Source organism: Micromonospora olivasterospora (assembly GCF_007830265.1).
GTDB lineage: Bacteria > Actinomycetota > Actinomycetes > Mycobacteriales > Micromonosporaceae > Micromonospora > Micromonospora olivasterospora.
The window spans coordinates 777,246-802,807 of record NZ_VLKE01000001.1; the positions used below are offsets into that span (position 1 = coordinate 777,246).

The window sequence follows — 25,562 nt, forward strand, 5'->3', positions numbered from 1 at the left end:
CCCGATCCCCCTCGGAGGAGCGATGACCCCGTCCCCGCCACCCGGCCCGCAGCCGCTCGGGCCGTTGCTGGCCCGGCTCCGGCTGGCGCTCGGCTGGAGCCAGCAGCGCCTCGCCGCGCGGCTGTGCGCCGTGTCCGGCGTACCCACCCTCACCCGGCACGAGGTGTCCCGCTGGGAGCGGCAGCTCCGGGTGCCGGGCGACTTCTGGCTGGGCTGGCTGGCCGTCGTCCTCGACGTACCGGTCGGGCTGCTGTCCGGGGCCGCCGCGCGCAGCCGCCCGGAGCCCCCGCCGGTCGTCCGTCCCGGCTCGCGGTCCCGCTCGGCGCTGCTCGCCCTGGCCCGGCGCTGGCTGGCCGACCCGCGCGGATCGCTGCTGATCGTCCCGCCGCGCGTCGGGCCGTCCCCCACCGGCCCGGCCGGCGCCGCCTGGTCGGAGGCGGCGGCCGATGCGACGCGGACCGGCCCGACCGGGGCGGTACCCACGCTGACGGAGCTGCGCCGGCTCGACGACCTGGCCGGGGGCGCCGACCTGGTCGGGTACGGGGCGTACCGGCTGGGGCGGGCGGTGCGGGAGCTGTCGGGGCCGGCCCGGCCGCCCGCCGCCGGCTGCTGCCGGTGCTGGCCGAGTCCGCCCAGCTGGCCGGCTGGCTGGCCGCCGACGCCGGTCACCCGGCGGGCGGCCTCGACGCGTACCGGCTGGGGTTGCGGGCCGCCGCGGCGGCGGGCGACCCGGCGTTCGGCGCGCACGTCCTCGGCGCGGCGAGCCACCTGCTGGCCGGCGCGGGTGACCCGTACGGCGCCCTGGCGCTGGCCCGGACCGGATACGCCGGCGCCCGCCGGTCCGCCAGCCCCGGGCTGCGGGCGCTGCTGCTGCACCGGGTGGCGCTGGCCGCGGCGCTCGGCGGCCGCCCGGAGGCGGCCCGGCGGGCGCTGGCCGCGGCCGACCGGGGCGCCGACGCCGTCGAGCCGGCCCGGGAGCCGCCCTGGCTGTACTGGCTCGACGGGCCGGAGCTGGCCGCGATGACCGGGCGGACGCTGGTCGCGCTGGGCCGGCCCCGGGCGGCCGAGCCGCTGCTCGCCGCCGCCCGCCGGCCCGGCCGGCCGCGCGGCGCCGCGCTCTACGGCGCCTGGTTGGCCCGCGCCCACCTCCAGCTCGGCGACGTGGAGCAGGCCTGCGCGGTGGCCGAGGCCGCGTTGCTGGACGCGGTCCGCGCCGGCTCGCCCCGGGCCGCCGGCCAGCTCGCCGAGGTGCGCCGCCGGCTGGCCCGGCACGCCGGCGAGCCCGCGGTACGACGGCACACCGCCGTCGCCGCCGCGGCGGCCCGGTACCTGCCCAGCAACGGGCCGGCGGCGCACCAGGGACCGCTAGTGCCGCTTTCCCGGGGGATTCGCTAGCGTCGTGGCGTGACCCACGCTGCTCCCGTATCCCCCGTCGACCGTGCCGGCCTCCGGCAGCGGGTCAACAAAGCCCTCACCGAGTTCCTGGCCGGCCAGCGCTCCTGGATGACGGGCGTCGACGACGCGCTGGTGCCCGTGGCCGAGGCGATCGAGGCGTTCGTGCTGCGGGGCGGCAAGCGGCTGCGGCCTGCCTTCGCGTACTGGGGATACCGGGGCGCGGGCGGGATCGACTCGGACCAGGTGGTCAGCGCCCTGGCCGCGTTGGAGTTCGTGCAGGCCAGCGCGCTGATGCACGACGACCTTATGGACCGCTCGGACACCCGGCGCGGCGAGCCGGCGGTGCACCGGCGGTTCGCCGCCCGGCACCGGGGGCCGGCTGGGGCGGCGACGCCGACGGGTTCGGGGACGCGGCGGCGATCCTGCTCGGCGACCTCTGCCTCGTCTGGTCCGACGAGCTGCTGCACTCGACCGGGCTGGACCCGCGCACCGTGGCGCGCGCCCGGCCGGTCTTCGACGAGATGCGCACGGAGGTCACCGTCGGGCAGTACCTCGACGTGCTCACCCAGGCCACGGGCGACACCTCGGTGGAGCGCGCCGGCAAGGTGGCCCGCTACAAGTCGGCCAAGTACACGGTCGAGCGCCCGCTGCTGCTCGGCGCGGCGCTGGCCGACGCGCCCCGGAGGTCCGGGCCGCCTACTCGGCGTACGGGCTGCCGCTGGGCGAGGCGTTCCAGCTGCGCGACGACGTGCTCGGGGTCTTCGGTGACCCGACCCAGACCGGCAAGCCGGCCGGGGACGACCTGCGCGAGGGGAAGCGGACGTACCTGGTCGCGGCAGCTGTGGAGGCCAGCGACGACGCGGGCCGGGAACTGCTGCTCGGACAGCTCGGCGACCCGGGCCTGGACGAGGACGGGGTGATCCGGCTGCGGGAGCTGATCGCCTCGACCGGGGCGCTGGCCCGCACCGAGGAGCGGATCGCCACGCTGACCGACACGGCGCTGGCCGCGCTGGCCGCCGTGGAGCTGGAGACCGAGGCCCGGCAGGCCCTGGTCGACCTCGCCATCGCCGCCACCCGCCGCAGGGGCTGACCACCCGGCCCGACCCGGCCCGACCCGGCCCCCGGCCCCCGGCCCCGCCGGGTGATCATGGAGTTGGCGGCGACGCCGAGCGCCGAACGGGGCTGCCAACCCCATGATCACCGCGGCCGGGAGAAGCGGGCGGGCGCCTGCGTCAGAAGCCGAGGGCCTGAGCGCGGCGCTTGACCTCGCGGGCCTGGTCGCCGCCGAGGGCGCTGGCCGGGGTGCCCGGCAGGGTGTCGTCCGGCTCGTAGAGCCAGCGCAGCGCCGCCTCGTCGTCGTAGCCGGCGTCGGCGAGCAGGTTGAGCACGCCGGGCAGGTGCTTGAGCACGGTGCGGTTGGCCACCAGGTCGGCGGGGACCCGGCGGACGCCGTCGCGCCGGACGGCGAGCAGCTCGCGGTCCCGGATCATCTGGTGGACCTTGCTGATCGACAGGCCGAGGCGCTCGGCGACGTCGGGCAGGGTCAGCCAGCCGGCCGGACCGGCGAGCTCGGCGCCGGAGGCGGCCTGGTCGGATGGCTCGGCGCCGGAGGCGGCCTGGTCGGATGGCTCGGCGCCGGAGGCGGCCTGGTCGGATGGCTCGGCGCCGGAGGCGGCCTGGTCGGATGGCTCGGCGCCGGAGGCGGCCTGGTCGGATACGGAGTCGGTCACCCGCTCACCCTGCCACGCCGCCGGCGGCGACGGCGAGCGGCATCCTCGGCGTCGACTCGGTGGCCAGGCCCGCGACCTGGTCCCCGGTGTCCCCGCTCGTCCCGTATGCGCAGCCGGCGGCGCTCCGGCGGAGCGCGCCGTCGCGGGCCACCGGGCCGGCGGCGGTAGCATCTGTTCAACCCTCACCCGACTGACACATAGACTGCCTGCCGATGGACACACAGGTCGCCGACACGTTGCTGGGCTCGCTGATCGACGGGCGCTACCGTATTCGCGGTCGCGTGGCCCGTGGCGGCATGGCGACCGTGTACACCGCCACCGACGAGCGCCTCGGGCGCACCGTCGCGGTCAAGATCATTCACCCGACCCAGGCACCCGCGGCGCAGGCCCGGACGGCCGGGTTCCTGGGACGGTTCACCGACGAGGCGAAGACCATCGCCCGGCTGACCCACCCGAACGTGGTGGCGGTCTACGACCAGGGCACCCACTCCGGCCTGCCGTACCTGGTGATGGAGTACGTACGCGGCCGGACGCTGCGCGACGTGCTCGCCGAGCGCCGCCGGCTCAACCCGGAGGAGGCGCTGGCCATCGCCGAGCAGATGCTCGCCGCGATCGCCGCCGCGCACCGGTCCGGCCTCGTGCACCGGGACGTGAAGCCGGAGAACGTGCTGGTCGCCGAGGCGCCCACCGGCGGCGTCGCCAACCTGGTCGACAGCGTGGTCAAGGTGGCCGACTTCGGGCTGGCCCGGGCGGTCGAGGCGAGCGGCGACGAGGGCAGCCAGCTCATGGCCACGGTGGCGTACGTCCCGCCGGAGCTGGTCACCGACGGCCACGCCGACCCCCGCAGCGACGTCTACTCGGCGGGCATCGTGCTGTTCGAGATGCTCACGGGTCGGGTCCCGTACGACGGCGGCCGACCGGTGGACGTCGCCTGGCAGCACGTCGACCGGGACGTCCCGGCCCCCTCGACGCTGGTGCCCGGGCTGCCGCGGGTGCTCGACGAGCTCGTCGCCCGGGCCACCCGGCGGGACCCGGGCGCCCGGCCCACCGACGCCGGCGCCCTGCTGGCCGAGGTGCAGGTGGCCCGGGACGACCTGGGTAACCAGAGCACGCACACCGCCGTGCTGCCCCCCGTCGCCGACGAGGCCACCCCGATGTCCCAGCCGACCATGGTGGTCGCCGCCGTCCGCCCGGCCGAGCGGCCCGCCTGGGCCCGGATGTCCGAGCAGGGCCAGCCGCCGCACCGGCGCCGGGCTGCGCCGCAGGGCGGCAACCCGGCCGGATGGCTCGCCGTGCTGCGTACCCGATTCACGGGCGACGCGCGGAGCCGCACGGGCGCGATCGCGGCCGTGGTGGTGCTCGCCCTGGTCGTCGCGCTGGCCGGCTGGTGGTTCGGGGTGGGCCGGTACACGGTCGCCCCGGAGCTGGTCAGCCTGACGAAGGCCGAGGCGCAGGCGCAGGCCACCCGGGGCGGCTTCACCCTCCGGTACGCCGAGCCCCGCTACGACGAGAAGACCCCCCGCGACGGCGTCGTGGCGCAGGACCCGGGGCCCGCCGGCCGGATCCTCAAGGGCGGCGAGATCACCCTCACCCTCTCGCTCGGCCCGGAGCGGTTCCCGCTGCCCGACGTGGTGGGCAAGGAGTTCGCGCTGGCCGAGGCCGACCTGGTCAACCTGAAGCTGGTGGTGGCCAGGGGCACGGCGCGCTACGACGACAACCTGCCCGAGGGCGTGGTGGTCGCCACCGACCCGAAGGTCGGCGCCGAGGTACGGCCGGGCACCAACGTCACCGTCGTCCTCAGCAAGGGCAAGGCCCCGATCTCGGTGCCGAGCCTGGTCGGCAGGAACGTCAACGAGGCCCGGACGATCCTGGCCCAGCTCGGCCTGGTGCCGGTGGAGACGTACAAGGACTCCGACAAGCCGAAGGACGAGGTCCTGGCGCAGAGCCCGGCCGACGGGGCCGGCGTGGAGAAGGGCGCCCAGGTCAAGCTGGACGTCAGCAAGGGGCCGCCGCAGGTGGTCGTGCCCCGGGTGATCGACCTGCCCTGCCCGCAGGCCAAGCAGCAGTTGGAGGCGCAGGGCTTCCCGGTGAACGTGCAGTTCAACCCCAACGGCATCGTCCGGTTCCAGGCCCCCGGGGAGAACAGCCAGGTGCCCCCGGGCACCGCCGTCACCATCGGGTGCCTCTGACATGGCGGCCTCCGCACCGCGCCGGCCTGTCGGGTCGCACACCCCCACCTCGGGCGGGCTGGCGAAGGCGGCCCTGCCGTACGTCGACGCCGCGGCCTCCGAGGTGGTCCAGGTCTACGTCTCCAACTCGCGGGGCTGGGCGCTGCCGCCGGGCGACCCGGCGCAGGACCGGCTGTTCCGCGACGGCTGCGCCGAGCGCGGGGTGCCCGTGTTCATCCACGCGTCGCTGCTGGTGAACCTGGGCTCCCCCACCCCCGCCACCGTGGAACGGTCGACGCAGACGCTGGCGCACGCCCTGCGCCGCGGCGCGGCGATCGGCGCGCAGGGGGTGGTGTTCCACGCCGGCAGCGCGGTCGACGCCGGCCACGCCGAGGCGGCCATGCGTCAGGTACGCGAGGCCCTGCTGCCGCTGCTGGACAGCGCCGCGGCGGCGGACGGCCCGATGCTGCTGGTCGAGCCGAGCGCGGGCGGCGGCCGGTCGCTGGCCTCCCGGGTGGAGCACCTCGGCCCGTACCTGGACGCCGTGGACCGGCACCCGGGGCTGGGGGTGTGCTTCGACACCTGCCATGCCTGGGCGGCCGGCCACGACCTGGCCGCGGAGGGCGGCATGACGGCCTGCCTGGACACCCTGGTGGCCACCGTGGGCGAGGGCCGGCTGCGACTGGTGCACGCGAACGACTCGAAGGACCTGTGCGGCTCGACCCGGGACCGGCACGAGAACATCGGCAAGGGCCTGATCGGCGAGCCCGCGTTCGCCGAGCTGATGGCCCACCCCGCCACGGCGGGCGTCCCGGTCGTCGTGGAGACCCCGACGGAGAAGCACGAGGGCCACGCGGCGGACATCACCACCCTCCGCCGCCTGCACCCCTAACCCGCGGACCACCCTCGCGCCCCCAGGCCGCGCCCGCCCCGGCCGCGCCCTCCCCGGCGGCGCCCGCCCCGGCCGCGCTCGCCCCGGTGATCAAGAGAATTGCGTCATCGCGGGCACCGGATCATGACGCAAACCTCTTGATCAACCGGCAGGGGGCGCGGGGCGGGTGACCGGTCAGGCGCGGAGGATGCGGGTCAGGGCAGCCGCCGCGCGGTCGACGGCGGCGTCGTCGACGTCCATGTGGGTGACCAGGCGGGCGGTACGCGGGCCGAGCACCGAGACCAGCACGCCCTCCTCCCGCGCGGCGGCGGCCAGGGCACGCGCGTCCAGCGGGGACTTGGTCAGGTCCAGCGGCACCACGTTGGTGCGGACCACGGCGGCGAGCACCCCGTACGGGGCGACCGCCTCGGCCAGCCGGGCCGCCTTGGCGTGGTCCTCGGCGAGCCGCCCGACGTGGTGCGCGAGGGCGTACCGGCCGGCGGCGGCGAGGACACCGGCCTGGCGCATCCCGCCGCCCATCCGCTTGCGGACCATGCGCGCCCGGGCGATCTTCTCCGCGCTGCCCACGACGAGCGACCCGACCGGCGCGCCGAGGCCCTTGGACAGGCAGACCGACATCGTGTCGAACAGCCGGCCGTACTCGGCCAGCGGCACCCCGTCGGCGACGTGCGCGTGCCAGATCCGGGCGCCGTCGCAGTGCAGCGCCAGCCCGGCGTCGTCGGCGACGCGCCGCAGCTCGCGCAGGGTGGCCAGGGGGATCACCCCGCCGCCGCCCCGGTTGTGGGTCTGCTCGACGGCGATCGCCCGGGTGGGCACCGCGAAGTAACCGTCCGGGCGGATCATCCCGGCGACCACGTCGGGGTCGACGTCCGCGCCGACCGCCGGCCACGTCCGCGACGAGATACCGCCGTACGCCGCCGCCGCGCCGATCTCGTACGTGACGACGTGCGCGTCGGCGTCGCAGAGCAGCTCGTCGCCGGGCGGCACGAGCAGTTGCAGGGCGATCTGGTTGGCCATCGAGCCCGTCGGGGCGAACAGCGCCGCCTCGTGCCCGAACAGCGCCGCGACCTCCGCCTCCAGGCCGTTGACCGTCGGGTCCTCGCCGTAGACGTCGTCGCCGACCTCGGCGGCGGCCATCGCCTCGCGCATCCCGGCGGTGGGCCGGGTCACGGTGTCCGACCGCAGGTCGATGAGATCCTCAGCCACGGTCGTCCTTACGGCCGCCGACTGCGGGGCTCGCAAGCTCACTCCTCGCGTCAGCCACGGAGCATCTCCGCCACCAGGAAGGCCAGCTCCAGCGACTGCTGGGTGTTCAGCCGCGGATCGCAGGCGGTCTCGTACCGGTCGGGCAGGTCCAGGTCCTCGATGCCCTGGGCGCCGCCGAGGCACTCGGTGACGTCTTCGCCGGTCAGCTCGACGTGCAGGCCGCCCGGGTGGGTCTCCAGCGCGCGGTGCACCTCGAAGTAGCCGAGCACCTCGTCGACGATCCGGTCGAAGTGCCGGGTCTTGTAGCCGTTGGAGGACTCGTGGGTGTTGCCGTGCATCGGGTCGCACTGCCACACCACCTTCGCCCCGGCGGCGGTGACCTTGGCCACGATCGGTGGCAGCGTGTCGCGGACCCGGTGGTTGCCCATCCGGCTGATCAGGGTGAGCCGGCCGGGGACGTTGTCCGGGTTCAGCTTCTCGCACAGCTCGATCGCCTCGTCGGGCGTGGTGGTCGGGCCGAGCTTCACGCCGATCGGGTTGGCGATGCGGGAGATGAAGTCGATGTGCGCCCCGTCGATCTGCCGGGTCCGCTCGCCGATCCAGAGGAAGTGCCCGGACAGCCCGTACGCGCGGTTGGCGGAGACCCGGGTGAGCGCCCGGTCGTACTCCAGGGCCAGGGCCTCGTGGGAGCAGTAGAGGGTGACCTTGCGCAGCGCCTCGTCCTGGGTCATGCCGCAGGCCCGGATGAACGCCATCGCCCGGTCGATCTCCCGGGCGATGGCCTCGTAGCGCTCGCCGGCCGGGGAGTTCTTGACGAAGCCCTTGTTCCAGTCGTGCACCGCGTGCAGGTCGGCGAGCCCGCCGGCCAGGTACGCCCGGAGCATGTTCATCGCGGCGGCCGAGTTGGCGTACGCGCGGATCATGCGCTGCGGGTCGGCGACCCGGGCCTCCGGCGTGGCCTCCAGCGAATTGATCAGGTCGCCGCGGTAGGCCGGCAGCCCGCGCGCGTCGGTCGGCAGCGACCGGGGCTTGGTGTACTGCCCGGCGACCCGGGCGACCTTGACCACCGGCAGGGACGCGCCGTACGTCAGCACGACGGCCATCTGCAGCAGCGTGCGGGCGTTGGCGAGCAGGTGGCTCTCGGTGTTGTCGGCGAAGGTCTCCGCGCAGTCGCCGCCCTGGAGCAGGAACGCCTTGCCCTCGCAGACCAGCGCGAGCCGCTCGCGGAGCTGGTCGACCTCGTAGGGGGCCACCACCGACGGCACGGTGTCGAGCACCTTGCAGACCTCGGCGACGACGGCCGGGTCCGGCCACGGCGGGGTCTGCGCGCGGGGCAGGTCCCGCCAGCGGTCCAGGCCGAGGGCGGCGTCCTCGGCGGAGTCGACGGTCGGCCGGCTGGTCTGCAGCCCCGGGCTGCCCACTGCCGGATGGCTCAGCTGATGCCACTCATGGCGCATGACAGAAAGCGTACGGCGGCCGCCGGCGCGTCCCACCGCCGAGGGCGACGGTTCCGGCAGTTGGGAGATGCCCGGTGTGACCAGCGCCACGGGCAGGCCGCCCGGCGCGTCAGGGGGTGACCGACGGCTCCGGGGTCGGGGTGCGGCCGCCCGGCGTCTCGCCGGAGACGCACCAGTCGGCGCCGCTGCGGGTGACGGTGAACAGCAGCGGCCGCGTGGCCTCGCGCGAGCCGGCGGTCACCGTGACCGAGGTGCTGACCTCCTGCCCCCGCTCCGCGGGGCGGACGTCGGTGATCGTGGCCCCCGACACGGTGAAGTGGTCGGCGAAGTCGCCGTTCGGGCCGGTGGCCGCGGCGTCGAACGCCTCCTGCAGCGGGGCGCAGAGCTGGCTCCGCCCCGCGGCGACGTCCTTGGCGATCATCGCGTCGAGGTACGCCTGGACCCGCTCCCGGGACTTCGCGGCGGCCTCCTCGGCGGGCGCCCGCCCGGCCGGGATCTCCTCCTCGCCGTCGCCGCCGATCCCGCAGCCGAACAGGGCGAACGGCAGGATCGCGAGCGTCGCGGCGAGCGCCGCCCTGGAGTGCGTCACGCCCATCGGTCCCTCCCCTCGACTCCGGCACGACGAGGTGCCGATCCGCGAGTCTGTCACATCGCCCAGGCCGGACCGCGCACCCGGGCCGGCGCGTGCCGGCCCGGGTCGGGGATGCGGGGAGGGACCGGTGTGGTCCCTCCCCGCCGGGTGGGTGTCGCGTCGGCCCTCGGCTCAGCCGAGCCCGCCCTTGACCGCGCCGATCAACTCGCCGTTGCTCGTGTCGCCGGAGAGTTCCCAGATGAAGGCGCCGCCGAGGCCCTGGTTTTTCGCGTACGTCATCTTGCCGCCGATGGTGGCCGGGGTGTCGTAGCTCCACCAGTTGCTGCCGCACTTGGCGTACGCGGTGCCGGCGACCGTGCCGGTGGACGGGCAGCTGCTCTTCAGCACCTTGTAGTCCTCGATGCCGGCCTCGTAGGTGCCCGGGGCGGGGCCGGTGGCCGTGCCGCCCGGGGTGGCCTGGGTCACCCCCGTCCAGCCCCGGCCGTAGAAGCCGACGCCGAGCAGCAGTTTGCTCGCCGGGATGCCCTTGCCCTTGAGTTTCTGGATCGCCGCGTCCGCCCAGAAGCCCTGCTGCGGGATGCCGGCGTACGAGGTGAGCGGCGAGTGCGGGGCGGTCGGGCCCTGCGGGTTGAAGGCGCCGAAGTAGTCGTACGCCATGACCATGAACCAGTTGAGGTTCGCCGCGGCGCCGGCGTAGTCGGCGGCGTCGATCTTTCCGCCGCTGCTGCCGTCGGCGGTGATCGCCGCGGTGACCAGGGCCGAGGAGCCGAACCGGGAGCGCAGCGCGCTGACCACGTTCTTGAACGCGTTCGGGCCGCTGCTGTCGCACTGCAGGCCGCAGGCGTTGGGGTACTCCCAGTCGATGTCGATGCCGTCGAAGACGTCGGCCCAGCGCGGGTCCTCGACCAGCCGGTAGCAGCTGTCGGCGAACGCGGCCGGGTTCTGCGCGGCCTGCGTGAAGCCGCTGGACCAGGTCCAGCCGCCGAAGGACCAGACGACCTTCAGGTGCGGGTACATCCGCTTGAGCTTGCGCAGCTGGTTGAAGCTGCCGCGCAGCGGCTGGTCCCAGGTGTCCGCGACGCCGTCGACGCTGTCCGCCGCCGTGTACGCCTTCTCGTAGTCGGCGTAGCTGTCGCCGATGCTGCACCGGCCGCCGGTCGTGTTGCCGAACGCGTACATGATGTGGGTGAGCTTGCCGGCCGAGCCGCTGGTGTGGATGTTCTTGACGTGGTAGTTGCGGGCGTAGACGCCCCACTCGGCGAAGTAGCCGACGACCTTCTTGTCCCCGCTGGGCGGCGGGGTCGTGGGCGGCGGCGTGGTGGCCGGCGGGGTCGTACCGGGCGGGGTCGTGGTGGGCGGCGGGGTGCCGCCGCCGCACGGCGCGCCGTTGATCGTGCAGTTCAGCGGCGCCTTGTACGCCCCGGTGCCGTTGTAGCCCCAGCTGAACGTCGCGCCGGGGGCGAGCGGGCCGGCCCAGCTCTTCTTGACCGCGACGTAGTGGTTGCCGCTGCTGGTGACGTCGGCGTCCCAGAAGCTGCTGATGGTGGTGCCGGCCGGCAGGTCGAACTCGATGCGCCAGGTGTCGACGCTGGCGCTGGAGCCGTTGGCGACGGTCACCCGCGTCTCGTGACCGGTCCCCCAGTCCTGCACCCGGGCGAACGCGGCGGTCACACTTCCGGCGCCGAACGCCGAGGCCATCGGGACCGCCGCGACGGTCACCGCGACCACGGCGCCGGCCCAGAGGGACCGGCGGAGCGATCTCTTCATGTGGCGTCCCCCCAAACAGTTAGGAAACTTTCCAGAATTATTTCTGAGACGCTACTCACGTTGTCACCAGTTCGTCAAGATGTACTGGTGTCTATACTTGTGAAGCAGGCGTCGGGCTTCGCCGCTGGGTAGCCTCGGCCCATGACCGTCTTCGACATCGACATCGACGCCCTGGCCGGCGGCCCGGCCGACCTTGGCGCGTACCGGGGCAGGGCGCTGCTGGTGGTGAACGTGGCCTCCCGGTGCGGCCTCACCCCGCAGTACGCCGGCCTCCAGGCTCTGCACGAGGCGTACGCGGACCGCGGCCTGGTGGTGCTCGGCGTGCCGTGCAACCAGTTCGCCGGCCAGGAGCCGGGCACCCCCGCCGAGATCGGCGAGTTCTGCCAGGTCAACTACGGCGTGACCTTCCCGCTGACGGAGAAGGTCGACGTCAACGGCCCGGGCCGGCACCCGCTCTACGCGGAGCTGGTGTCCACCCCGGACGCGGAGGGCCACACGGGCGACGTGCGGTGGAACTTCGAGAAGTTCCTGGTCGCGCCGGACGGCACGGTGGCGGCCCGGTTCGCCCCGACCGTCACTCCCGAAGACCCGGAACTGCGCGCGGCGGTCGAGAAGGTCCTGCCGGCCTGAGCCGGTCCCGCCCCCGGACGCGCGCCGGGGCCGCGCGCCCACCCCGGTGGGGTGGGCGCGCGGCCCCGGAGGTCACCGGCGCGGCCGGGCCTGGCCGGTCAGCCCGCGACGGAACGGAAGACCGGGTAGTAGCCGCCGGCCTGGCCGGCCGCGGTCGGGTGGTACGACACGCCGAGGTCCAGGTAGTTCAGGGCGTGCAGCCACTTCTCGCCGTAGCTGCACAGCTGGTGGCCGACGAAGATCGACCGGACGTCGGCGAACTTGAAGCCGGCCGAGGTGGCGGCGGTCCGGGTGATGTCGTCCACCAGGTTGATGCCGTCGTTGAGCGCGGCGCGCGAGTTGGCGCTGAGCCCGACGCAGAAGGTGCCGAGCTGGTAGAAGACCGGGTAGCCCACGACGACGAGGCGCGCGGACGGGGCGCGGCTCTTGATCCCGTTGTAGACGTTGGCCAGCTTGCCGGACAGCTCGTTGCGGGCCTTCGTCTTCGCCGCCTCGATGGCGGCGAGGCACTGGCTCTCGCCGTACAGGACGCAGGTCGTCATGATGTTGGCGAAGCCGACGTCGTTGCCGCCGATGGTGACGCTGACCAGCGTGGTGGTCGACGACAGCGCGGAGAGCTGGTTGTTGATCACGTCCGTGGTGGTCGCGCCGGAGCAGGCGACCGAGCGGTACGAAGCCGGCCTGATGTTGGCGTTGTACAGCGCCGGGTACGCGTTGGTGCTGCGCTGGCAGGCACCGCTCTCAGAGGTGTAGCTGCCGGCTCCGACGCCGGAGGCGTACGAGTCGCCGAGTGCGACGTAGCGGTCGGTGGCGGCCGCCTGGGCCGGGACGGCCAGCGCGAACGTGGCGCCGATGGAGGCCGCGAGGCTCACGGCGAGGGTAACGAGACGGGATTTCCGCACGTCGCACTCCTGGGGGTGGGAAGTGTTGGTGCGAGATAGATATCACTGGATGCACCCCCTATGGAAGATCACCGATATCCAACAGGGTGGACAGGGGTGGATCGGTCTACATCCGCCCGTAGCGGCAGAAGGCGACAAACTTCGATGCGTAGGGCGAGAGCGATCGGCGCCGAACAGGGGCGCCGCGGGCGGCGCGGCCCCTGCCGCTGGCGCGGCGGCAGCGGCTCATGGCAGGTGCCGCACGGGTTCTTCACCAGGTGCCGGGCGACGCGAGCGTCCCCGGCGACCGACGAGCGCCGAGCCGACGCGCTGGTAGGGGCGGCGGCTCCTGGCGCCGGTGCGGCCAAAACGGCGCGGCTGGCCGGAGGGGCTTCCGGCCAGCCGCGTTCCGCGAGTGGATCAGCTCGTGACGATCGACGCGCCGTAGCTGCCCAGGGACACGGGGATCGGGGCGTAGTAGACGTAGTTGTATCCGGGGGTGTAGATGGTGCCGGGGCACGAGGCGTTCGGCACCGCCACGGCGCCCGCGGTCATGGTGCCGAGGGCGTTGGCGCGGCCGTCGGTGCGGTAGGCGATGACCGGTCCGCCGCTGTCGCCGGGAGCGACGGCGCACAGGCCGCCGGTCTGACGCGCCTGCACCAGGGGGCCGACCGAGCCGCACGGGATCCCGCCGACCGCCACGTACATGTTGACCCCGGTGACCTGGACGCTGCCGTGCTCACCACTGGTGGAACCGCTGGTGTTCACGTAGTTGCCGACGAAGCTGCTCGCCGCGCCGCCGATCGCGACACTGGTGTTGGAGTACGGACCGCCGGTGAAGACCCGCCCCCAGGACGGGGTGTTGATGATCTCGATGTCCTGACAGGTGATCTTGCTGTGGATCGTGCCCATGCCGACGCCGGCGCCGGTGGTCACGGCCTGCCCGTTCTCGCCGCAGTGCCCAGCCGTGATCATCTGCTGGGCGCCGCCGACGTTGATCGCGAAGCCCGTGCTGCACCCGCCGACGGGTGACCAGAACCGACCGCCACCGTAGTAGTTGGGGATGTCGGCCTGCCGGTCGTAGGTGGCGACCGGCTGCTCGCCGCGCACGATCGACACCGCCACGCCGGAGTCGCGTACGGCGGGCGCCGCACCGACCCGGGCCGTGTCGCCGCTGACCGTGACCTGCACGCCGCTGCCGTCGACCTTCGGGCTCACGCCCACCACGCCGGGCACGGCGGCCAGCCTCCGGGCGGCGGCCGTCAGCTCCTTCTCGGAGTGCCGGGCCGGGAGGACCCGCACCGGCACCGTGCGGTTGAGATCGGCGACCAACGACCGCACGGATGCTCCGGAATCGCCTTTCCAGTAAACCCGCACCTCGCGATTCTCGGGGGCCGCGACAATCCCGGCGAAGCCTGCGCCCTTCGCTGTCAGGATCTTCTCAGCCGCGTTGTTGAGCTTTGTCTGCACCGCGATCAATTCGGACCACGTGGCGAAGCCACCGGGAACGACGCCGGCCGGTCCAGCGCCGGGCGCGACGGGCTTGCCGGCAGCCGACGCCGGACCGGTCAGTGACCCCGCGGCGAGCACGACCGCGCCGGCCACGACGACGGCGCGGCGCAGCACGGCCCGCCTGTTCGGGGAGTGGTTGAACCGGATCATCCAGGACCTCCTGAAGTCTGCGGCCAATTGATGGCCAGCACTCCGGAGTCTGCCCCTGCACCTTTATCAAGTCATCAACCCTGACGGCTTTTAAACAGATATCCACTAATCGCCGGGCGCACCACCTTACATAAATGACAACCAATGAGAATCCCCCACACACCGGACTCCGGGAATGTCGTGAAGCAGCAATCCCGTTGCGGCGGTGGACCTCGCGAGGGTCGCGGCGGCGGTCAGCGGGGCGGCAGGTTCAGCCGCATCGTCGGGCCGGAGACGGCGACGAAGCCCAGCGACCGATACAGCGGCTCCCCGTCCGCCGACGCCCGCAGGTCGATCTTCCGCACCCCACGCCCGGCGAACCACTCCAGCAGCGCCTCCAGGCACGCCCGCGAGTACCCCCGCCGGCGGCACCCCGGATCGGTGACCACGTTGTACACGTACCCGGTCAGGCCGCTGGGGTTGGTCGGGCCGCCGAGCCGGCGGTCGATCGTGCCGACCGCACAGGCGGCCAACTCCCCCGGCCGGTCCGGCTTGTCGACGACGAAGACGCCCATCGCGTCCTGGGGCTCGGCCAGCCGCTCGCGCAGCGTCCGCCGGGCAACCTTCTCCGTTGATGAGAGGCCTTCCGTTCACACCCGGCGGCGGCCGGCGAAGCCGCAGTCGGCGCGGTGGTACCAGCGCACGTCGGCGTCCCCCTCCAGCCAGCACCACAGCACCGGGTGGCCGTCGCGCTCGCCGGGAAAGTCGAGCAGCACCGGGGCGAGCCCCTTGATCTGGATGTCGTGCTCGTGCAGCTCCTCGACGACCGCGTGCAGTCGCGCCTCCAGGCCCTTGGCCTCGGCCACGCCGCCGAGCGGGCTCGGCCGCCCGCCGGCCAGGTCGGCGCGCAGCTCGGACAGGTCGGCCCGGAGCCGGATCAGTTCGTCGATGCGCGGGTGCAGGGTGGCCACGAGCTGGCGGGCCTGGGCGAGCGTGAACACCGCGCCAGTATGGGCCACCCGGCGGGACCGTGACGCCCCCGCGCCGGCACGCCACAACTTCCGGGAAGACGTGGCGTCCCGGCGGGAGGACGCGGCCTCCGGGAAGTCGTACGGATCCGGACCGCGCGACACGGCCGCGCGCGGTGCGGGGTAGCCGCGTACGCCGGATCAGCCGGACTGGGCGGCCAGCTCGCGGGCCCGGTCGCGCGCGGCCTCCAGCGCGGCGAGCATGGCCGCGCGGACGCCGTGGTTCTCCAGCTCGCGGACGGCGGAGATGGTGGTGCCGGCCGGCGAGGTGACCGCCTCGCGCAGCTTGACCGGGTGCTCGCCGGAGTCACGCAGCATGACCGCCGACCCGATCGCGGTCTGCACGATCAGCTCGTGGGCCACCTGGCGGGGCAGGCCGAGCAGGATCCCCGCGTCGATCATGGCCTCGACCAGCAGGTAGAAGTACGCCGGCCCGGACCCCGAGAGGGCGGTCACGGCGTCCTGCTGGGACTCGGGGACCCGGATCGTCGCGCCGAGCGGCTTGAACATCTCCTCGGCGAGCGCCAGGTGCGCCTCGGTCGCGTGGGCGCCGGCCGAGATGGCGCTCATCGCCTCGTCGACCAGGGCCGGGGTGTTGGTCATCACCCGGACCACGGGGGTGCCGGCGGGCAGCCGCCGGCCGAAGAAGCTGGTCGGCAGGCCGGCGCAGAGCGAGATGACCAGCTTGTCGGCCGGCACCTTCGGCCCGATCTCGTCGAGCAGGGCGGCGGCGTCCTGCGGCTTGACCGAGACGGCCAGCACCTCCGCCTCCTCCACCGCCGTCAGGTTGTCGACGACCCGCACGCCGTAGCGGGCGGTCAGCTCCTCGGCCCGGGCCGACCGCCGGGCCGTGGCGAGCAGCCGCTCCACCGGCCAACCCGAGCGCAGCAGCCCGGAGAGCATCAGCTCGCCGATCTTGCCCGCCCCGATCACCGCGACCGTGTGGACTCCGAGTGACATTTCCGCCGTACCCCTTCCGGGTCCGGGCGGGGCGCGGCGGACCGCTCCGGTCCACCGCGCCGCCGCCGTCGCTCAGCTGCCGAAGAAGACCTCGGCCTCGGCGTACCGCTCCAGCGGCACGGTCTTCAGCTCCCGGGTCGCCTCGGCCAGCGGCACCCGGACGATGTCCGTGCTCTGCATCGCGACCATCTTGCCCCAGTCGCCCTCGTGCGCGGCGTCGATGGCCTGCAGGCCGAGGCGGGTGGCGAGCACCCGGTCGAAGGCGGTCGGGGTGCCGCCGCGCTGGATGTGGCCCAGCACGACCGTCCGCGCCTCCTTGCCGGTCTTCGCCTCCAGCTGCTCGGCCAGCCACTGGCCGATGCCGCCGAGGCGGACGTGGCCGAACGCGTCCAGCTCCTGGTTGTGCAGCACCATCTGGCCGTCCAGCGGCTGGGCGCCCTCGGCGACCACGACGATCGGGGCGTACTGGTGCTGGAAGCGCTTCTCGACGTACCCGGCGACCTGGTCGACGTCGAACTGCCGCTCCGGCAGCAGGATGGCGTTGGCGCCGCCGGCCAGGCCGGCGTGCAGGGCGATCCAGCCGGCGTGCCGGCCCATCACCTCGACGACCAGGGTGCGGTGGTGGCTCTCCGCGGTGGTGTGCAGCCGGTCGATCGCCTCCATGGCGATGTTGACCGCCGTGTCGAAGCCGAACGTGTAGTCGGTGGCACCGAGGTCGTTGTCGATCGTCTTCGGCACGCCGACCACGTGGACGCCCAGCTCGTGCAGCTTGGTGGCGACGCCGAGCGTGTCCTCGCCGCCGATCGCGATCAGCGCGTCGACGCCCTGCGCGGCGAGATTCTCCTTGATCCGCTCGACGCCGTTCTCGATCTTGAAGGGGTTGGTACGCGAGGAGCCGAGGATCGTGCCGCCCCGCGGCAGGATGCCCCGCACCTCCGCGATGCCCAGGGGCTTGGACAGGCCCTCAAGCGGGCCCTTCCAGCCGTCCTGGAAGCCCACGAACTCGTGGCCGTAGCTGGCGACGCCCTTGCGGACCACCGCCCGGATTACCGCGTTCAGACCCGGGCAGTCGCCGCCGCCGGTGAGCACGCCGATACGCATGATCTGCTCAACCTCCTGGAGCATCAGGTAAAGCCCGATTTGCCCCAGGATATGTGTCAGGTCAGACCATCGGCACCGTTGCCGGCCCGGGGCGGGCCGTCAGTGCGCACTGTAGCCGCCGCGCCGGTGCGCCGGCAGCGCGCCCCGGGCAGATGTCCACGGCTCAGAACCGCACCTCGCGGTTCCGGGCCGGCCTCGGCGGCCGCTCGGGCACCTTCCCCCGGGCCGGGTCCAGCAGATCCAGCCGGGAGCCGCCCGGCGCGTCCCAGTGGACGGCGGAGGAGACGCGCACGCGCAGCAGGGTCAGCCCGGAGGTGGCCGGACCGTCCGGGAACCAGATCCACAGCGGCGGGCTCCACAGCCGCCGCGCGCGCTCGGGGTCGTACGCCTCCTGCGCCGTCCCCGAGAGCGAAACCCAGGCCTGGTTCCCGTGGTCGGGAAACGCCGCGTTGACCTCGGGGTTGACCCGGATCTGGCGGACCTTGGTCGAGTCGGCGTACGCGAAGAACCACAGGTCGCCGTCGAACTCCGCCTGCTGGAGCAGCATCGGCCGCCCGACCAGCCGCCCGTCGAGCCCGAAGGTGGTCAGCACGCAGGTCCGGGCGGCGCGGACCAGCTCGGTGACCCGGCGCCGGACGTCATCGGAGCGGGGCCGGTCACTGCTCATCGGGATACCCCCTCGATCGGCTCGACGTCGATCCGATGCCCGGGACGGATCGGGTCAAACCTGCCGAGGGCAGGCCCACCTCAGCGGGCGGTCATGGCGCGCCAACGGGCGAGGTTGTGCCGGGCGTCGACCAGCGCGTCGTGCCGGGCCGCGGCGGCCTGGGGCAGCCTCGGCCGACCCCGGTCGTCCCAGAGCTGCCGCAGGTCCTTGGTGAACCGCGGGATCTCCCGGGGCAGCGCCGGCATCGCCCCCCAGAGCTGGGCCAGCACGACGTGGTCGTACGCCGCGTACCAGGCCCACAGTTCCAGCTCCTCGTCCGGCCGGCCGCGGATCGGCTCGACCAGGAACTCGTAGAGGTCGTCGCGGATCCGCTCCCGGGACCGCCAGGACCGGTCGGCCGGCGACGGGAGCTTGTCCAGCACGTTGCGCCGCACCCACGGCACGGCGCGGGAATCGTCGAACTCCGTGGACACGGCGTAGAACTCGCGCCCGTGCTCGTCGACGACACCGATCGACACCAGGTCGACCGTGCGGCCGTCCTCAATGAACTCGCAGTCGTAGAAGTAGCGGTAGACCATCGCCCGTCATCCTCGCCCACCGGCGCCACCGACCGTCGGCCGGGGGCCGTGCCGCACCCGCGCCGACGTCCTCCGCCGCAGGTCGCGACTGTCACGGAGTTGACTCCAGGGGTGTACAGCGCGCCACAGGAGAGTCATGATCTGATGTGTACCGCTACCGGACGCCGAACCGGTTCAGAACCTCGTACCGGGGGCTGTCAGGTTCACCCGGCTGCGAGTTGTGGTCCTTGACCGGGGAGGGGTTGGGCCGTGGAGGTTCGCCTGCCGGAGCCGGGTGACGCGCTCACGGGTGTCGAGATGTTCGCCGGCCTCGAGCCGGAGGTGCGTCAACGGGTCATCGCGGCGGCGGTGCCGCGCACGTACCGCAAGGGCCAGCTGCTCTTCGTCGAGAACGACCCGGGCGAGTCGCTCATCGTGCTGCGCCGCGGGGCGGTGGCCGTGTTCCGTACGGCGCCGACCGGGGAGCGGGCGGTGCTGACGGTGATCCGACCGCCGGACGTGCTCGGCGAGGTCTCCCTGCTGGACGCCTCCACCCGCTCCGCGTCGGCGGAGGCGATCGAGGACTGCGCCGCGCTCGCGCTGTCCCGCCCGGCCTTCATGGAGCTGGTGCACTCCAACCCGCGCATCCTCGACGCCGTGATGCGCTCGCTCGGCGGCCTGATCCGCCGCCTGACGGAGCAGAACGCCGACCACGTCTTCCTGGACCTGCCCGGCAGGGTCGCCAAGACCCTGGTCCGGCTGGCCGGCGAGAGCCAGGCGCCGATGATCACCATTGAGCTGAACCAGAGCCAGCTCGCCGAGATGGCCGGTGGCTCCCGGCAGAGCGTCAACCAGGCGATCGGGTCCTTCGCCAGCCGGGGCTGGCTGCGTACGGAGGGGCGCCGGATCGTGGTCACCGACGTCGCGGCGCTGCGCCGCCGCGCGGGCATGAACGACCGCTGATTCCCACCCCCACCCCACCCCCTCCAGTGGGTTGATCACGGGTTGGCGGCGACGACGGCGAGCGAAGACGCCGCCGACTCCCTGACCAACCGAAGCCAGGCCCGGGAGAGGCCGCGACGACGGCGCGGGGCCGGTGGGCAGACGCCCACCGGCCCCGGTCGTTCGACGGTCGGTCAGTTGCGCGAGTCGTCCGCCGGCGGCGCGCCCGGGCCCGGGCCGATCTTGCTCGGGCCACCCGACGTGCCCGTCGACGGGGTGGTCGTGCCGGTGCCCTCGGCCGGGGCGGTACCCTGGCCGTCCGGGGTCTCTACCATGCCAAGCTCCTCCAGTGAGGCGAGAGTGACGGCGTCGACGTCTACCGTGTCGCCCGGGGCCCACAGGGTCCCGCGGTGGTCCGTCCAGGCGGCGGACAGTCGTACGTGCACGGCACTCTCCTGACGGTGTATTTCCTGAGTGGAAGATTAGCCTCGCCCGAACAGCCGCACCGACCGCCCGGTTATCGGGTAGCCGACTCAACGGCGGCGGCGCGATACTCGGTTGACCTCGCGCTACGGAGCCGACCATCGACCTCAAGTGTGGACACTGCTCACGCGAAGCCGGTCCGGACGACCGCTTCTGCGGCGGCTGCGGGCAGGCGCTGACCCGCAGCTGCGCGCACTGCGGGCACCCCAACGGCGCCGAGGCCAACTTCTGCACCAGTTGCGGCCATCCGCTGCGCGACCGTCCCATCGTGGTGCAGGAGGACCGCCGGCAGGTCAGCGTGCTGTTCGTCGACATCGTCGACTTCACGACGTACGCCGAGCGGGCCGACCCCGAGCAGGCGCGCGGCCTCCAGCAGGGCTACTTCGCGACGGTACGGCGGCTGGTGCACCAGTACGGCGGGGTGGTCGAGAAGTACATCGGCGACGCGGTGATGGCGCTGTTCGGGGCGCCGGTGGCCACCGACAACGACGCGCTGCGCTGCGTCCGGGCCGGGCTGGAGCTGCAGCGGAACCTGGCCCGCCAGCCCGCCGGCCCGCACCCGCCGCTCCAGTTCCGGGTCGGCATCGCCACCGGCGAGGCGCTGGTGGACCTCTCCGCCGCACGCGACGGCGGGCAGGGCTTCGTCACGGGCGACGTGGTGAACACCGCCTCCCGGTTACAGTCCCTGGCGCCGCCCGGCGGGGTGGTGGTCGACGAGAGCACCTGGGCCGCCACCCGGCACGACATGGAGTACGCCGACCGGCCGCCGGTCACCCTGCGGGGCCGCTCCACCGTCAGCCGGATCTGGCTGGCCGTCCGCGCCCTGCCGCAGCGGGACCTGAGCACGGCCGAGCTGACCCCGATGGTGGACCGGGAACACGAGCGCGGCCTGCTGGTCAGCGCCCTGCACCGGACGGTCAACGAGGGCACCTCGCAGCTGGTCACCGTCTTCGGCCCGGCCGGCGTGGGCAAGAGCCGGCTGCTGCGCGAGCTGGCCCGGCACGCCGCCAGCCTGCCCGGCCCGCCGGTGACCTGGCTGGTCGGGCAGTGCCCGCCGTTCGGCGAGAACGTGACGTACGCCGCGCTCGCCGACATCGTCCGGGCCTGGGTCGGCGTGCCGGACGTGGACGACCCGGCGGCGTTCCGCGGGCGGCTGCGGCAGCGCCTGGCGGCGCTCGCCGACCCGCACGCCGTACGGCTGGCCGACTCGCTGGGCCCGCTGATCGGCCTGCCGGGCGAGCGGCTCACCCCGGGCGAGACCGAGGCGGCCTGGCGGCGGTTCCTGCTCGGCCTCGCCACGGCCGGGCCGACGGTGCTGGTGTTCGAGGACATGCACTGGGCCGACCAGGCGATGCTCACCTTCGTCGAGCAGCTGGGCGCGGCAGCGCGGGGGGTGCCCCTGCTGGTGGTGGCGACCGCCCGGCCGGAGCTGAGGGAGCGGCACCCGGCGTGGACCGGGACGATCAGCGGAGCCATGTCGATCTCCGTGCCGCCGATGCACGACGACGACATCGGCACCCTGTACTCGCTGCTGCTCGGGCAGGCGGCCCTGCCGCCGGCGTCCCGGGCGCCGCTGATCGAGTTCGCCGACGGCAACCCGCTCTACGCCCAGGAGTACGCCCGGATGCTGCTGGACGCGCCCGGGTCGGCCGGGCGCCCCGACCCGGCGGGCGCGCCCGGCATGCCCCGGACGGTGCAGGCGGTCATCGCCAACCGGCTCGACCTGCTCGACCCGTCCGACCGGGCCGTGCTCCAGGCCGCCGCCGTGGTCGGCGTGCAGTTCTGGGCGGGGCCGGTGGCCACCGCGCTGAGCCGGCCGGTGGAGTGGGTCGAGCGGGCGCTGGACCGGCTGCAGCGCCGGGACCTGGTGTACGAGCAGACGAGCTCGACCCTGCCCGGCCAGCCGGAGTACCGGTTCCGGCACATCCTGGTGCGGGACGTCTGCTACCAGCGGCTCCCCCGGGCCGAGCGGGTGCTGCGCCACCAGCGCACCGCGGACTGGCTGGAGCAGGTCACCGACGGCCGGCAGCACGACCTCGTGGAGATGCTGGCCAACCACCGCTGGGCGGCGCACGAGATCGCCCGGACCGTCGGCCTGGACACCGCCCCGTACGCCCCGGCGGCCCGCGCCGCCCTGCACCGCGCCGCCCGGCGGGCGTACGAGCTGCACGCGCTGGACACCGCCGCCACGCTGGTGGGTCGGGCGCTGGCCCTGGCCGGCGAGCCCGACCCGACGCTGGAGCTGTTCGCCGCCGAGGTGGCGTTCTACCGCGATGGCGACGGCTTCCTGGTCGACGGCGGGACGGACACGCTGACCCGGCTGGCCGACCGGCTGGCCGCGGCCGGGGAGCGGACGGGCGCGGCCCGGGCGTGGACGCTGCTGGCCACGGCCGCCTGGAGCCGGGCGGACCGCGCCGAGACGCTGCGCTGCCTGGACCGGGCCATCGGCATCTACGCCGACCTGCCCGACACGGAGGAGAAGGCGGGGGCCCTGCTGGAGCTGGCCCGGGTGCACATGCTGAACGCCGAGACCGATCCGGCCTGCGCGGCGGCCCGGGCGGCCGCCGCCCTGGCCGCGCGGCTCCAGCTGCGCGAGGTCAGCGCGAACGCCCGGATCACCCTCGCCGTCGCCCGCTACCTGTGCGGCGTGAGCGAGGCGTACGCCGAGCTGGCGGAGGTCACCGAGCACTGCCGGGTGGAGCGGCTGACCAGCCGCCGGCGGGCGGTGCAGAACCTGGCCTGGGCGTTGCAGGAGGAGGGCGACCTGGCCGGCTCGGCCCGGCTGGTGGACGAACAGCGCTCGCTGGACAACGGCGGGGAGCACAGCCTGGCCACGAGCTTCGAGGACCCGTGGGCCCGGTCGTACTACGCCGGGGACTGGGGATCGGCGTCGGCGCTGGTCGCCGAGTGGATCCGGCGGCCGACCGCCGAGTGGGACCTGCACCTCGTGGCGGCGTCGGGCTGGATGCGGGCGCTGCGCGAGGAGCCGGAGCCCGCCACGGGCGAGGCGGCGGAGCTGGCCGTGGCGGGCCGCCCGCCGGCCGCGCCCCAGTCCGGCGCGCCGGAGCAGGAGGCCGGGGCCGACCAGGTGGCGCGGGCGGTCGTGGCGGCCCGGCGGTCCGGCTTCCACCGGGTGCTGCGCTCGACCCTGGCCCACGCCGCGTTCTGCCGGGCGGTGCAGGGGCGCGCCGAGGAGGCGCTGGAACTGCTGGGCGAGCTGGACGACGACTGGCGCAAGACCAGGATGATCCCGTTCGCCGAGTGGGTTCCGGCGGTCGGGCACGTCGCCGTGGTGCTGGGCGGCGACGCGGCCCGGCTGGTCCGCGACCTGCTGGCCCACTCGCCCCGGACGACGCCCTGGGCGCGGGCGGCCGGGCAGGCGGCGGAGGCGGCGCTGGCCCGGGCGGCGGGCGACGCCGCGACCGCCGCGGAGCTGCTCCGGTCGGCGGCCCGGCGCTACCGGCGGATGGGTGACGCCACCGACCACATGATCGCCACCGCGCTCACGGCGCCGGCGCTGCGCGAGGTGGACCCGCGGGCCGCGGCCGAGGTGCTGGCCGAGGTACGCGAGTTCGCGGCCCGCAACGACGCGCCGGGGCTGCTGCGGCTCGCCGGGGCGGGTTGAGCGGCCCGTCCCGACGGCCACGGGCCGGGCCCGTCAGACGGTCAGGGGCTGGCGCGGGGGCGGCTCGGCGGGGGACGCGTTCTTGACCTTCTGGGCGTAGACCTCGACGTACTCGCGCCCGGACAGCTCCATCAGCTCGTACATGATCTCGTCGGTGGCCGCGCGCTCGACGAACCGGTCGCCGGCCAGCCCCGCGTACCTGGAGAAGCCCAGCGGCGCGCCGAAGCGGATGCGCACCCGCTTGACCTTGGGGATCAGCTTGCCGGGCGGCTGGATCTCGTCGAGGTTGAGCATCACCACCGGGACGACCGGGGCGCCGCTCTCCAGCGCCAGCCTGGCCACCCCGGTCTTGCCCCGGTACAGCCGGCCGTCCGGCGAGCGGGTGCCCTCGGGGTAGATGCCGGCGATGCCGCCGGTCCGCAGCACCCGCAGCTGGGTGTCCAGCGCCGCCTGGGCGGCCTGCCCTCCGGAGCGGTCGACCGGGATGGTGCCGGAGCCGACGAAGAACATCTTCGTCAGCCAACCCTTGATCCCCTTACCGGTGAAGTATTCGGCTTTGGCGATGAAAGTGACTTTTCGCTTGACGACCAGCGGGGTGAAGATCGAGTCGGAGAAGGAGAGGTGGTTGCTGGCCAGGATGACCGGCCCGGTGTCCGGGACGTGGTGCAGCCCCTCGACCTGTGGACGGAAGATCAGTCTCAGCAGCGGGCCGCGGATGATGTACTTCATCAGCCAGTACAGCACCGGCGTCCTTCCCGAGAGGTGGCGGCGACGCCACCGCGGCCGGGGCCGGGGCCACGGGCGAGCGCCCGGCGGCCCGCGCGGGTGCCCTCGGCGAGCGGGGACTGTCGAGGTGTGAGCCTACGAACCGGGAGCGGCACGCCACAACGCACTCCCGGAACCGGGCCCGGACGTGTCACGATTCAGGGCACGGCGTACGGGACGCGAGCAACGCACCCCGCGGGTGCGATGAGGAGGTTGTCCGGTGTCAGCGGGTGGGGCCCGCCGGGGACGGCGGGACAACGGGCTCGACGCGAGCGAGTACGCCGTCGCCGGTGACGTCGATCCCCGGGTCGGCGAGCACCTGCTGGACGTGCTGGCCGCCGGCGGCATCGCCGCCTACCTCCAGCCCTCGGCCGACCTGAACCCGGTCACCCGCACCACCACCGTCCCGGCCCGGCCCGTGGACCGGCTCTACGTGGACCGCTCCCACCTGACCACGGCCCGCGACTACCTCAGCCAACTGGCCGAGGAGACCCCCACCGAGCAGGCCCGGAACGAGCCGGACGTGGACGCCGAGTGGGCGCGGATCGTGGCCGCCTTCCACTCCGCCCCCGCCCCGGGGGCCACCCCGTGGCCCGCCGCGGAGGACGTCGACGACGACCCGGTCGAGCCGGGCGAGCCGAGCCCGGGCTCCACCGGCCGGGCCGGCGCGGACGAGGGCGCCACGGCCACGGACGTACGCCGGCTGCCCTGGGCGACCGACGTCTCGGGCGTCTCCCTGAGCCGGGGCCGGCAGGACGAGCCGTCGCTGTTGGACGGGCTGGACACGTTCGGCGCCGACCTGCCCGACGACCCGGACGAGGGGTACACCCCGCCGCCGCCTCCCCCGCTGCCCCGGATCTCCAAGTACGCCGTCGTCGGCGTGCTGGCCATCGTCGTCGGCTTCGTGCTCTTCCTGAAGCCCTCGCTGCTGCCGGTGGACTCGTCCGTGGTCACCCTGTTCGGCTTCACCGGCATCCTCGCCGGCTTCGTGACGCTGATCTGGCGGCTGCGGCCGGGCGACTCCGACGACTACGACCCGGACGACGGCGCGCGGGTCTGAGCAGCACGCCCGACC

The 25,562-nt window shown here is 74.1% G+C and carries 22 protein-coding genes and 1 pseudogene; 8 read left to right on the forward strand and 15 right to left on the reverse strand.

Annotation, left to right across the window (positions count from 1 at the left end; translation table 11 throughout):
- Positions 1–123: 123 nt before the first annotated feature.
- The gene (locus JD77_RS35855) at positions 124–1,395 is read left to right on the forward strand and encodes an NsdA family TPR-like regulatory protein (protein ID WP_484213882.1); all 1,272 of its coding nucleotides are present in this window, start codon (positions 124–126) and stop codon (positions 1,393–1,395) included.
- 9 nt (positions 1,396–1,404) lie between these two features.
- Positions 1,405–2,485: pseudogene (locus JD77_RS03215) on the forward strand (polyprenyl synthetase family protein).
- A 142-nt stretch (positions 2,486–2,627) separates the two neighbouring features.
- Here the strand turns inward: JD77_RS03215 and JD77_RS03220 are convergent.
- Positions 2,628–2,942, reverse strand: a complete 315-nt coding sequence (locus tag JD77_RS03220) for an Rv2175c family DNA-binding protein (protein WP_145777400.1) — start codon at positions 2,940–2,942, stop codon at positions 2,628–2,630.
- Between the two features lie 395 nt (positions 2,943–3,337).
- Here JD77_RS03220 and pknB point away from each other — a divergent pair, with 395 nt between their 5' ends.
- Together pknB and JD77_RS03230 are read left to right on the forward strand one after the other, a co-directional pair.
- Positions 3,338–5,314: a Stk1 family PASTA domain-containing Ser/Thr kinase gene (gene pknB, locus JD77_RS03225; RefSeq protein ID WP_145772966.1), complete on the forward strand. Its 1,977-nt coding sequence runs from the start codon at positions 3,338–3,340 to the stop codon at positions 5,312–5,314.
- A 1-nt stretch (position 5,315) separates the two neighbouring features.
- Complete coding sequence (locus JD77_RS03230) at positions 5,316–6,185, forward strand: deoxyribonuclease IV (RefSeq protein WP_145772967.1); 870 nt, start codon at positions 5,316–5,318, stop codon at positions 6,183–6,185.
- 174 nt (positions 6,186–6,359) lie between these two features.
- On the opposite strand, the gene JD77_RS03240 is transcribed toward JD77_RS03230, so the two are convergent.
- From JD77_RS03240 to JD77_RS03255, 4 genes are all read right to left on the reverse strand, one after another.
- Positions 6,360–7,334, reverse strand: a complete 975-nt coding sequence (locus JD77_RS03240; RefSeq protein WP_246141196.1) for a threonine aldolase family protein — start codon at positions 7,332–7,334, stop codon at positions 6,360–6,362.
- A 107-nt stretch (positions 7,335–7,441) separates the two neighbouring features.
- A complete protein-coding gene (locus tag JD77_RS03245) occupies positions 7,442–8,848 on the reverse strand; it encodes a class II 3-deoxy-7-phosphoheptulonate synthase (RefSeq protein ID WP_145772969.1) in 1,407 nt (468 codons plus the stop codon).
- Positions 8,849–8,957: 109 nt separating this feature from the next.
- A complete protein-coding gene (locus JD77_RS03250) occupies positions 8,958–9,443 on the reverse strand; it encodes a hypothetical protein (protein ID WP_145772970.1) in 486 nt (161 codons plus the stop codon).
- Between the two features lie 168 nt (positions 9,444–9,611).
- Positions 9,612–11,207 (reverse strand): glycosyl hydrolase family 18 protein, encoded by a 1,596-nt coding sequence (locus tag JD77_RS03255; protein WP_145772971.1) that lies wholly within the window; start codon positions 11,205–11,207, stop codon positions 9,612–9,614.
- Positions 11,208–11,348: 141 nt separating this feature from the next.
- Between JD77_RS03255 and JD77_RS03260 the strand changes: the two genes are divergently transcribed.
- Positions 11,349–11,837, forward strand: coding sequence for a glutathione peroxidase (locus JD77_RS03260; protein WP_145772972.1), 489 nt, complete (start codon positions 11,349–11,351; stop codon positions 11,835–11,837).
- A 98-nt stretch (positions 11,838–11,935) separates the two neighbouring features.
- Here JD77_RS03260 and JD77_RS03265 read toward each other — a convergent pair whose 3' ends face one another.
- From JD77_RS03265 to JD77_RS03300, 8 genes are all read right to left on the reverse strand, one after another.
- Positions 11,936–12,739 carry an SGNH/GDSL hydrolase family protein gene (locus JD77_RS03265; RefSeq protein ID WP_145772973.1) on the reverse strand — a complete coding sequence of 268 codons (804 nt, stop codon included), beginning with the start codon at positions 12,737–12,739 and terminating at the stop codon, positions 11,936–11,938.
- A gap of 399 nt (positions 12,740–13,138) precedes the next feature.
- Complete coding sequence (locus JD77_RS03270; protein ID WP_145772974.1) at positions 13,139–14,380, reverse strand: chymotrypsin family serine protease; 1,242 nt, start codon at positions 14,378–14,380, stop codon at positions 13,139–13,141.
- Positions 14,381–14,613: 233 nt separating this feature from the next.
- A complete protein-coding gene (locus tag JD77_RS03275; RefSeq protein WP_145772975.1) occupies positions 14,614–14,934 on the reverse strand; it encodes a GNAT family N-acetyltransferase in 321 nt (106 codons plus the stop codon).
- A 75-nt stretch (positions 14,935–15,009) separates the two neighbouring features.
- Entirely contained in the window at positions 15,010–15,360 is a 351-nt protein-coding gene (locus JD77_RS03280; RefSeq protein WP_145772976.1) for a DUF2203 domain-containing protein, read from the reverse strand.
- 168 nt (positions 15,361–15,528) lie between these two features.
- Complete coding sequence (gene proC, locus JD77_RS03285) at positions 15,529–16,347, reverse strand: pyrroline-5-carboxylate reductase (RefSeq protein WP_145772977.1); 819 nt, start codon at positions 16,345–16,347, stop codon at positions 15,529–15,531.
- A 72-nt stretch (positions 16,348–16,419) separates the two neighbouring features.
- Complete coding sequence (locus JD77_RS03290; protein WP_145777401.1) at positions 16,420–17,448, reverse strand: 6-phosphofructokinase; 1,029 nt, start codon at positions 17,446–17,448, stop codon at positions 16,420–16,422.
- A gap of 163 nt (positions 17,449–17,611) precedes the next feature.
- Positions 17,612–18,115: a pyridoxamine 5'-phosphate oxidase family protein gene (locus JD77_RS03295; protein ID WP_145772978.1), complete on the reverse strand. Its 504-nt coding sequence runs from the start codon at positions 18,113–18,115 to the stop codon at positions 17,612–17,614.
- 80 nt (positions 18,116–18,195) lie between these two features.
- Positions 18,196–18,693 (reverse strand): polyadenylate-specific 3'-exoribonuclease AS, encoded by a 498-nt coding sequence (locus JD77_RS03300; protein ID WP_145772979.1) that lies wholly within the window; start codon positions 18,691–18,693, stop codon positions 18,196–18,198.
- Between the two features lie 249 nt (positions 18,694–18,942).
- Between JD77_RS03300 and JD77_RS03305 the strand changes: the two genes are divergently transcribed.
- Positions 18,943–19,635 carry a Crp/Fnr family transcriptional regulator gene (locus JD77_RS03305; RefSeq protein ID WP_091196260.1) on the forward strand — a complete coding sequence of 231 codons (693 nt, stop codon included), beginning with the start codon at positions 18,943–18,945 and terminating at the stop codon, positions 19,633–19,635.
- A gap of 173 nt (positions 19,636–19,808) precedes the next feature.
- Here the strand turns inward: JD77_RS03305 and JD77_RS33305 are convergent, their stop codons facing one another.
- Positions 19,809–19,949 (reverse strand): hypothetical protein, encoded by a 141-nt coding sequence (locus JD77_RS33305; protein WP_246140510.1) that lies wholly within the window; start codon positions 19,947–19,949, stop codon positions 19,809–19,811.
- Between the two features lie 248 nt (positions 19,950–20,197).
- On the opposite strand from JD77_RS33305, the gene JD77_RS03320 reads away from it, so the two are divergent.
- Positions 20,198–23,722: an ATP-binding protein gene (locus JD77_RS03320; protein ID WP_145772982.1), complete on the forward strand. Its 3,525-nt coding sequence runs from the start codon at positions 20,198–20,200 to the stop codon at positions 23,720–23,722.
- A 33-nt stretch (positions 23,723–23,755) separates the two neighbouring features.
- On the opposite strand, the gene JD77_RS03325 is transcribed toward JD77_RS03320, so the two are convergent.
- Positions 23,756–24,466 carry a lysophospholipid acyltransferase family protein gene (locus JD77_RS03325; RefSeq protein ID WP_145772983.1) on the reverse strand — a complete coding sequence of 237 codons (711 nt, stop codon included), beginning with the start codon at positions 24,464–24,466 and terminating at the stop codon, positions 23,756–23,758.
- A 241-nt stretch (positions 24,467–24,707) separates the two neighbouring features.
- On the opposite strand from JD77_RS03325, the gene JD77_RS03330 reads away from it, so the two are divergent.
- A complete protein-coding gene (locus JD77_RS03330; protein ID WP_145772984.1) occupies positions 24,708–25,547 on the forward strand; it encodes a DUF308 domain-containing protein in 840 nt (279 codons plus the stop codon).
- Positions 25,548–25,562 lie beyond the last annotated feature (15 nt).

Excerpts from the sequence above, each read along its gene's own strand:
- pknB (WP_145772966.1), top strand. The coding sequence starts at position 3,338 with ATGGACACACAGGTCGCCGACACGTTGCTGGGCTCGCTGATCGACGGG.
- JD77_RS03230 (WP_145772967.1), top strand. The coding sequence starts at position 5,316 with ATGGCGGCCTCCGCACCGCGCCGGCCTGTCGGGTCGCACACCCCCACC.
- JD77_RS03240 (WP_246141196.1), bottom strand. The coding sequence starts at position 7,334 with ATGCGCGAGGCGATGGCCGCCGCCGAGGTCGGCGACGACGTCTACGGC.
- JD77_RS03245 (WP_145772969.1), bottom strand. The coding sequence starts at position 8,848 with ATGCGCCATGAGTGGCATCAGCTGAGCCATCCGGCAGTGGGCAGCCCG.
- JD77_RS03250 (WP_145772970.1), bottom strand. The coding sequence starts at position 9,443 with ATGGGCGTGACGCACTCCAGGGCGGCGCTCGCCGCGACGCTCGCGATC.
- JD77_RS03255 (WP_145772971.1), bottom strand. The coding sequence starts at position 11,207 with ATGAAGAGATCGCTCCGCCGGTCCCTCTGGGCCGGCGCCGTGGTCGCG.
- JD77_RS03260 (WP_145772972.1), top strand. The coding sequence starts at position 11,349 with ATGACCGTCTTCGACATCGACATCGACGCCCTGGCCGGCGGCCCGGCC.
- JD77_RS03270 (WP_145772974.1), bottom strand. The coding sequence starts at position 14,380 with ATGATCCGGTTCAACCACTCCCCGAACAGGCGGGCCGTGCTGCGCCGC.
- JD77_RS03275 (WP_145772975.1), bottom strand. The coding sequence starts at position 14,934 with ATGGGCGTCTTCGTCGTCGACAAGCCGGACCGGCCGGGGGAGTTGGCC.
- proC (WP_145772977.1), bottom strand. The coding sequence starts at position 16,347 with ATGTCACTCGGAGTCCACACGGTCGCGGTGATCGGGGCGGGCAAGATC.
- JD77_RS03290 (WP_145777401.1), bottom strand. The coding sequence starts at position 17,448 with ATGCGTATCGGCGTGCTCACCGGCGGCGGCGACTGCCCGGGTCTGAAC.
- JD77_RS03295 (WP_145772978.1), bottom strand. The coding sequence starts at position 18,115 with ATGAGCAGTGACCGGCCCCGCTCCGATGACGTCCGGCGCCGGGTCACC.
- JD77_RS03300 (WP_145772979.1), bottom strand. The coding sequence starts at position 18,693 with ATGGTCTACCGCTACTTCTACGACTGCGAGTTCATTGAGGACGGCCGC.
- JD77_RS33305 (WP_246140510.1), bottom strand. The coding sequence starts at position 19,949 with ATGGTAGAGACCCCGGACGGCCAGGGTACCGCCCCGGCCGAGGGCACC.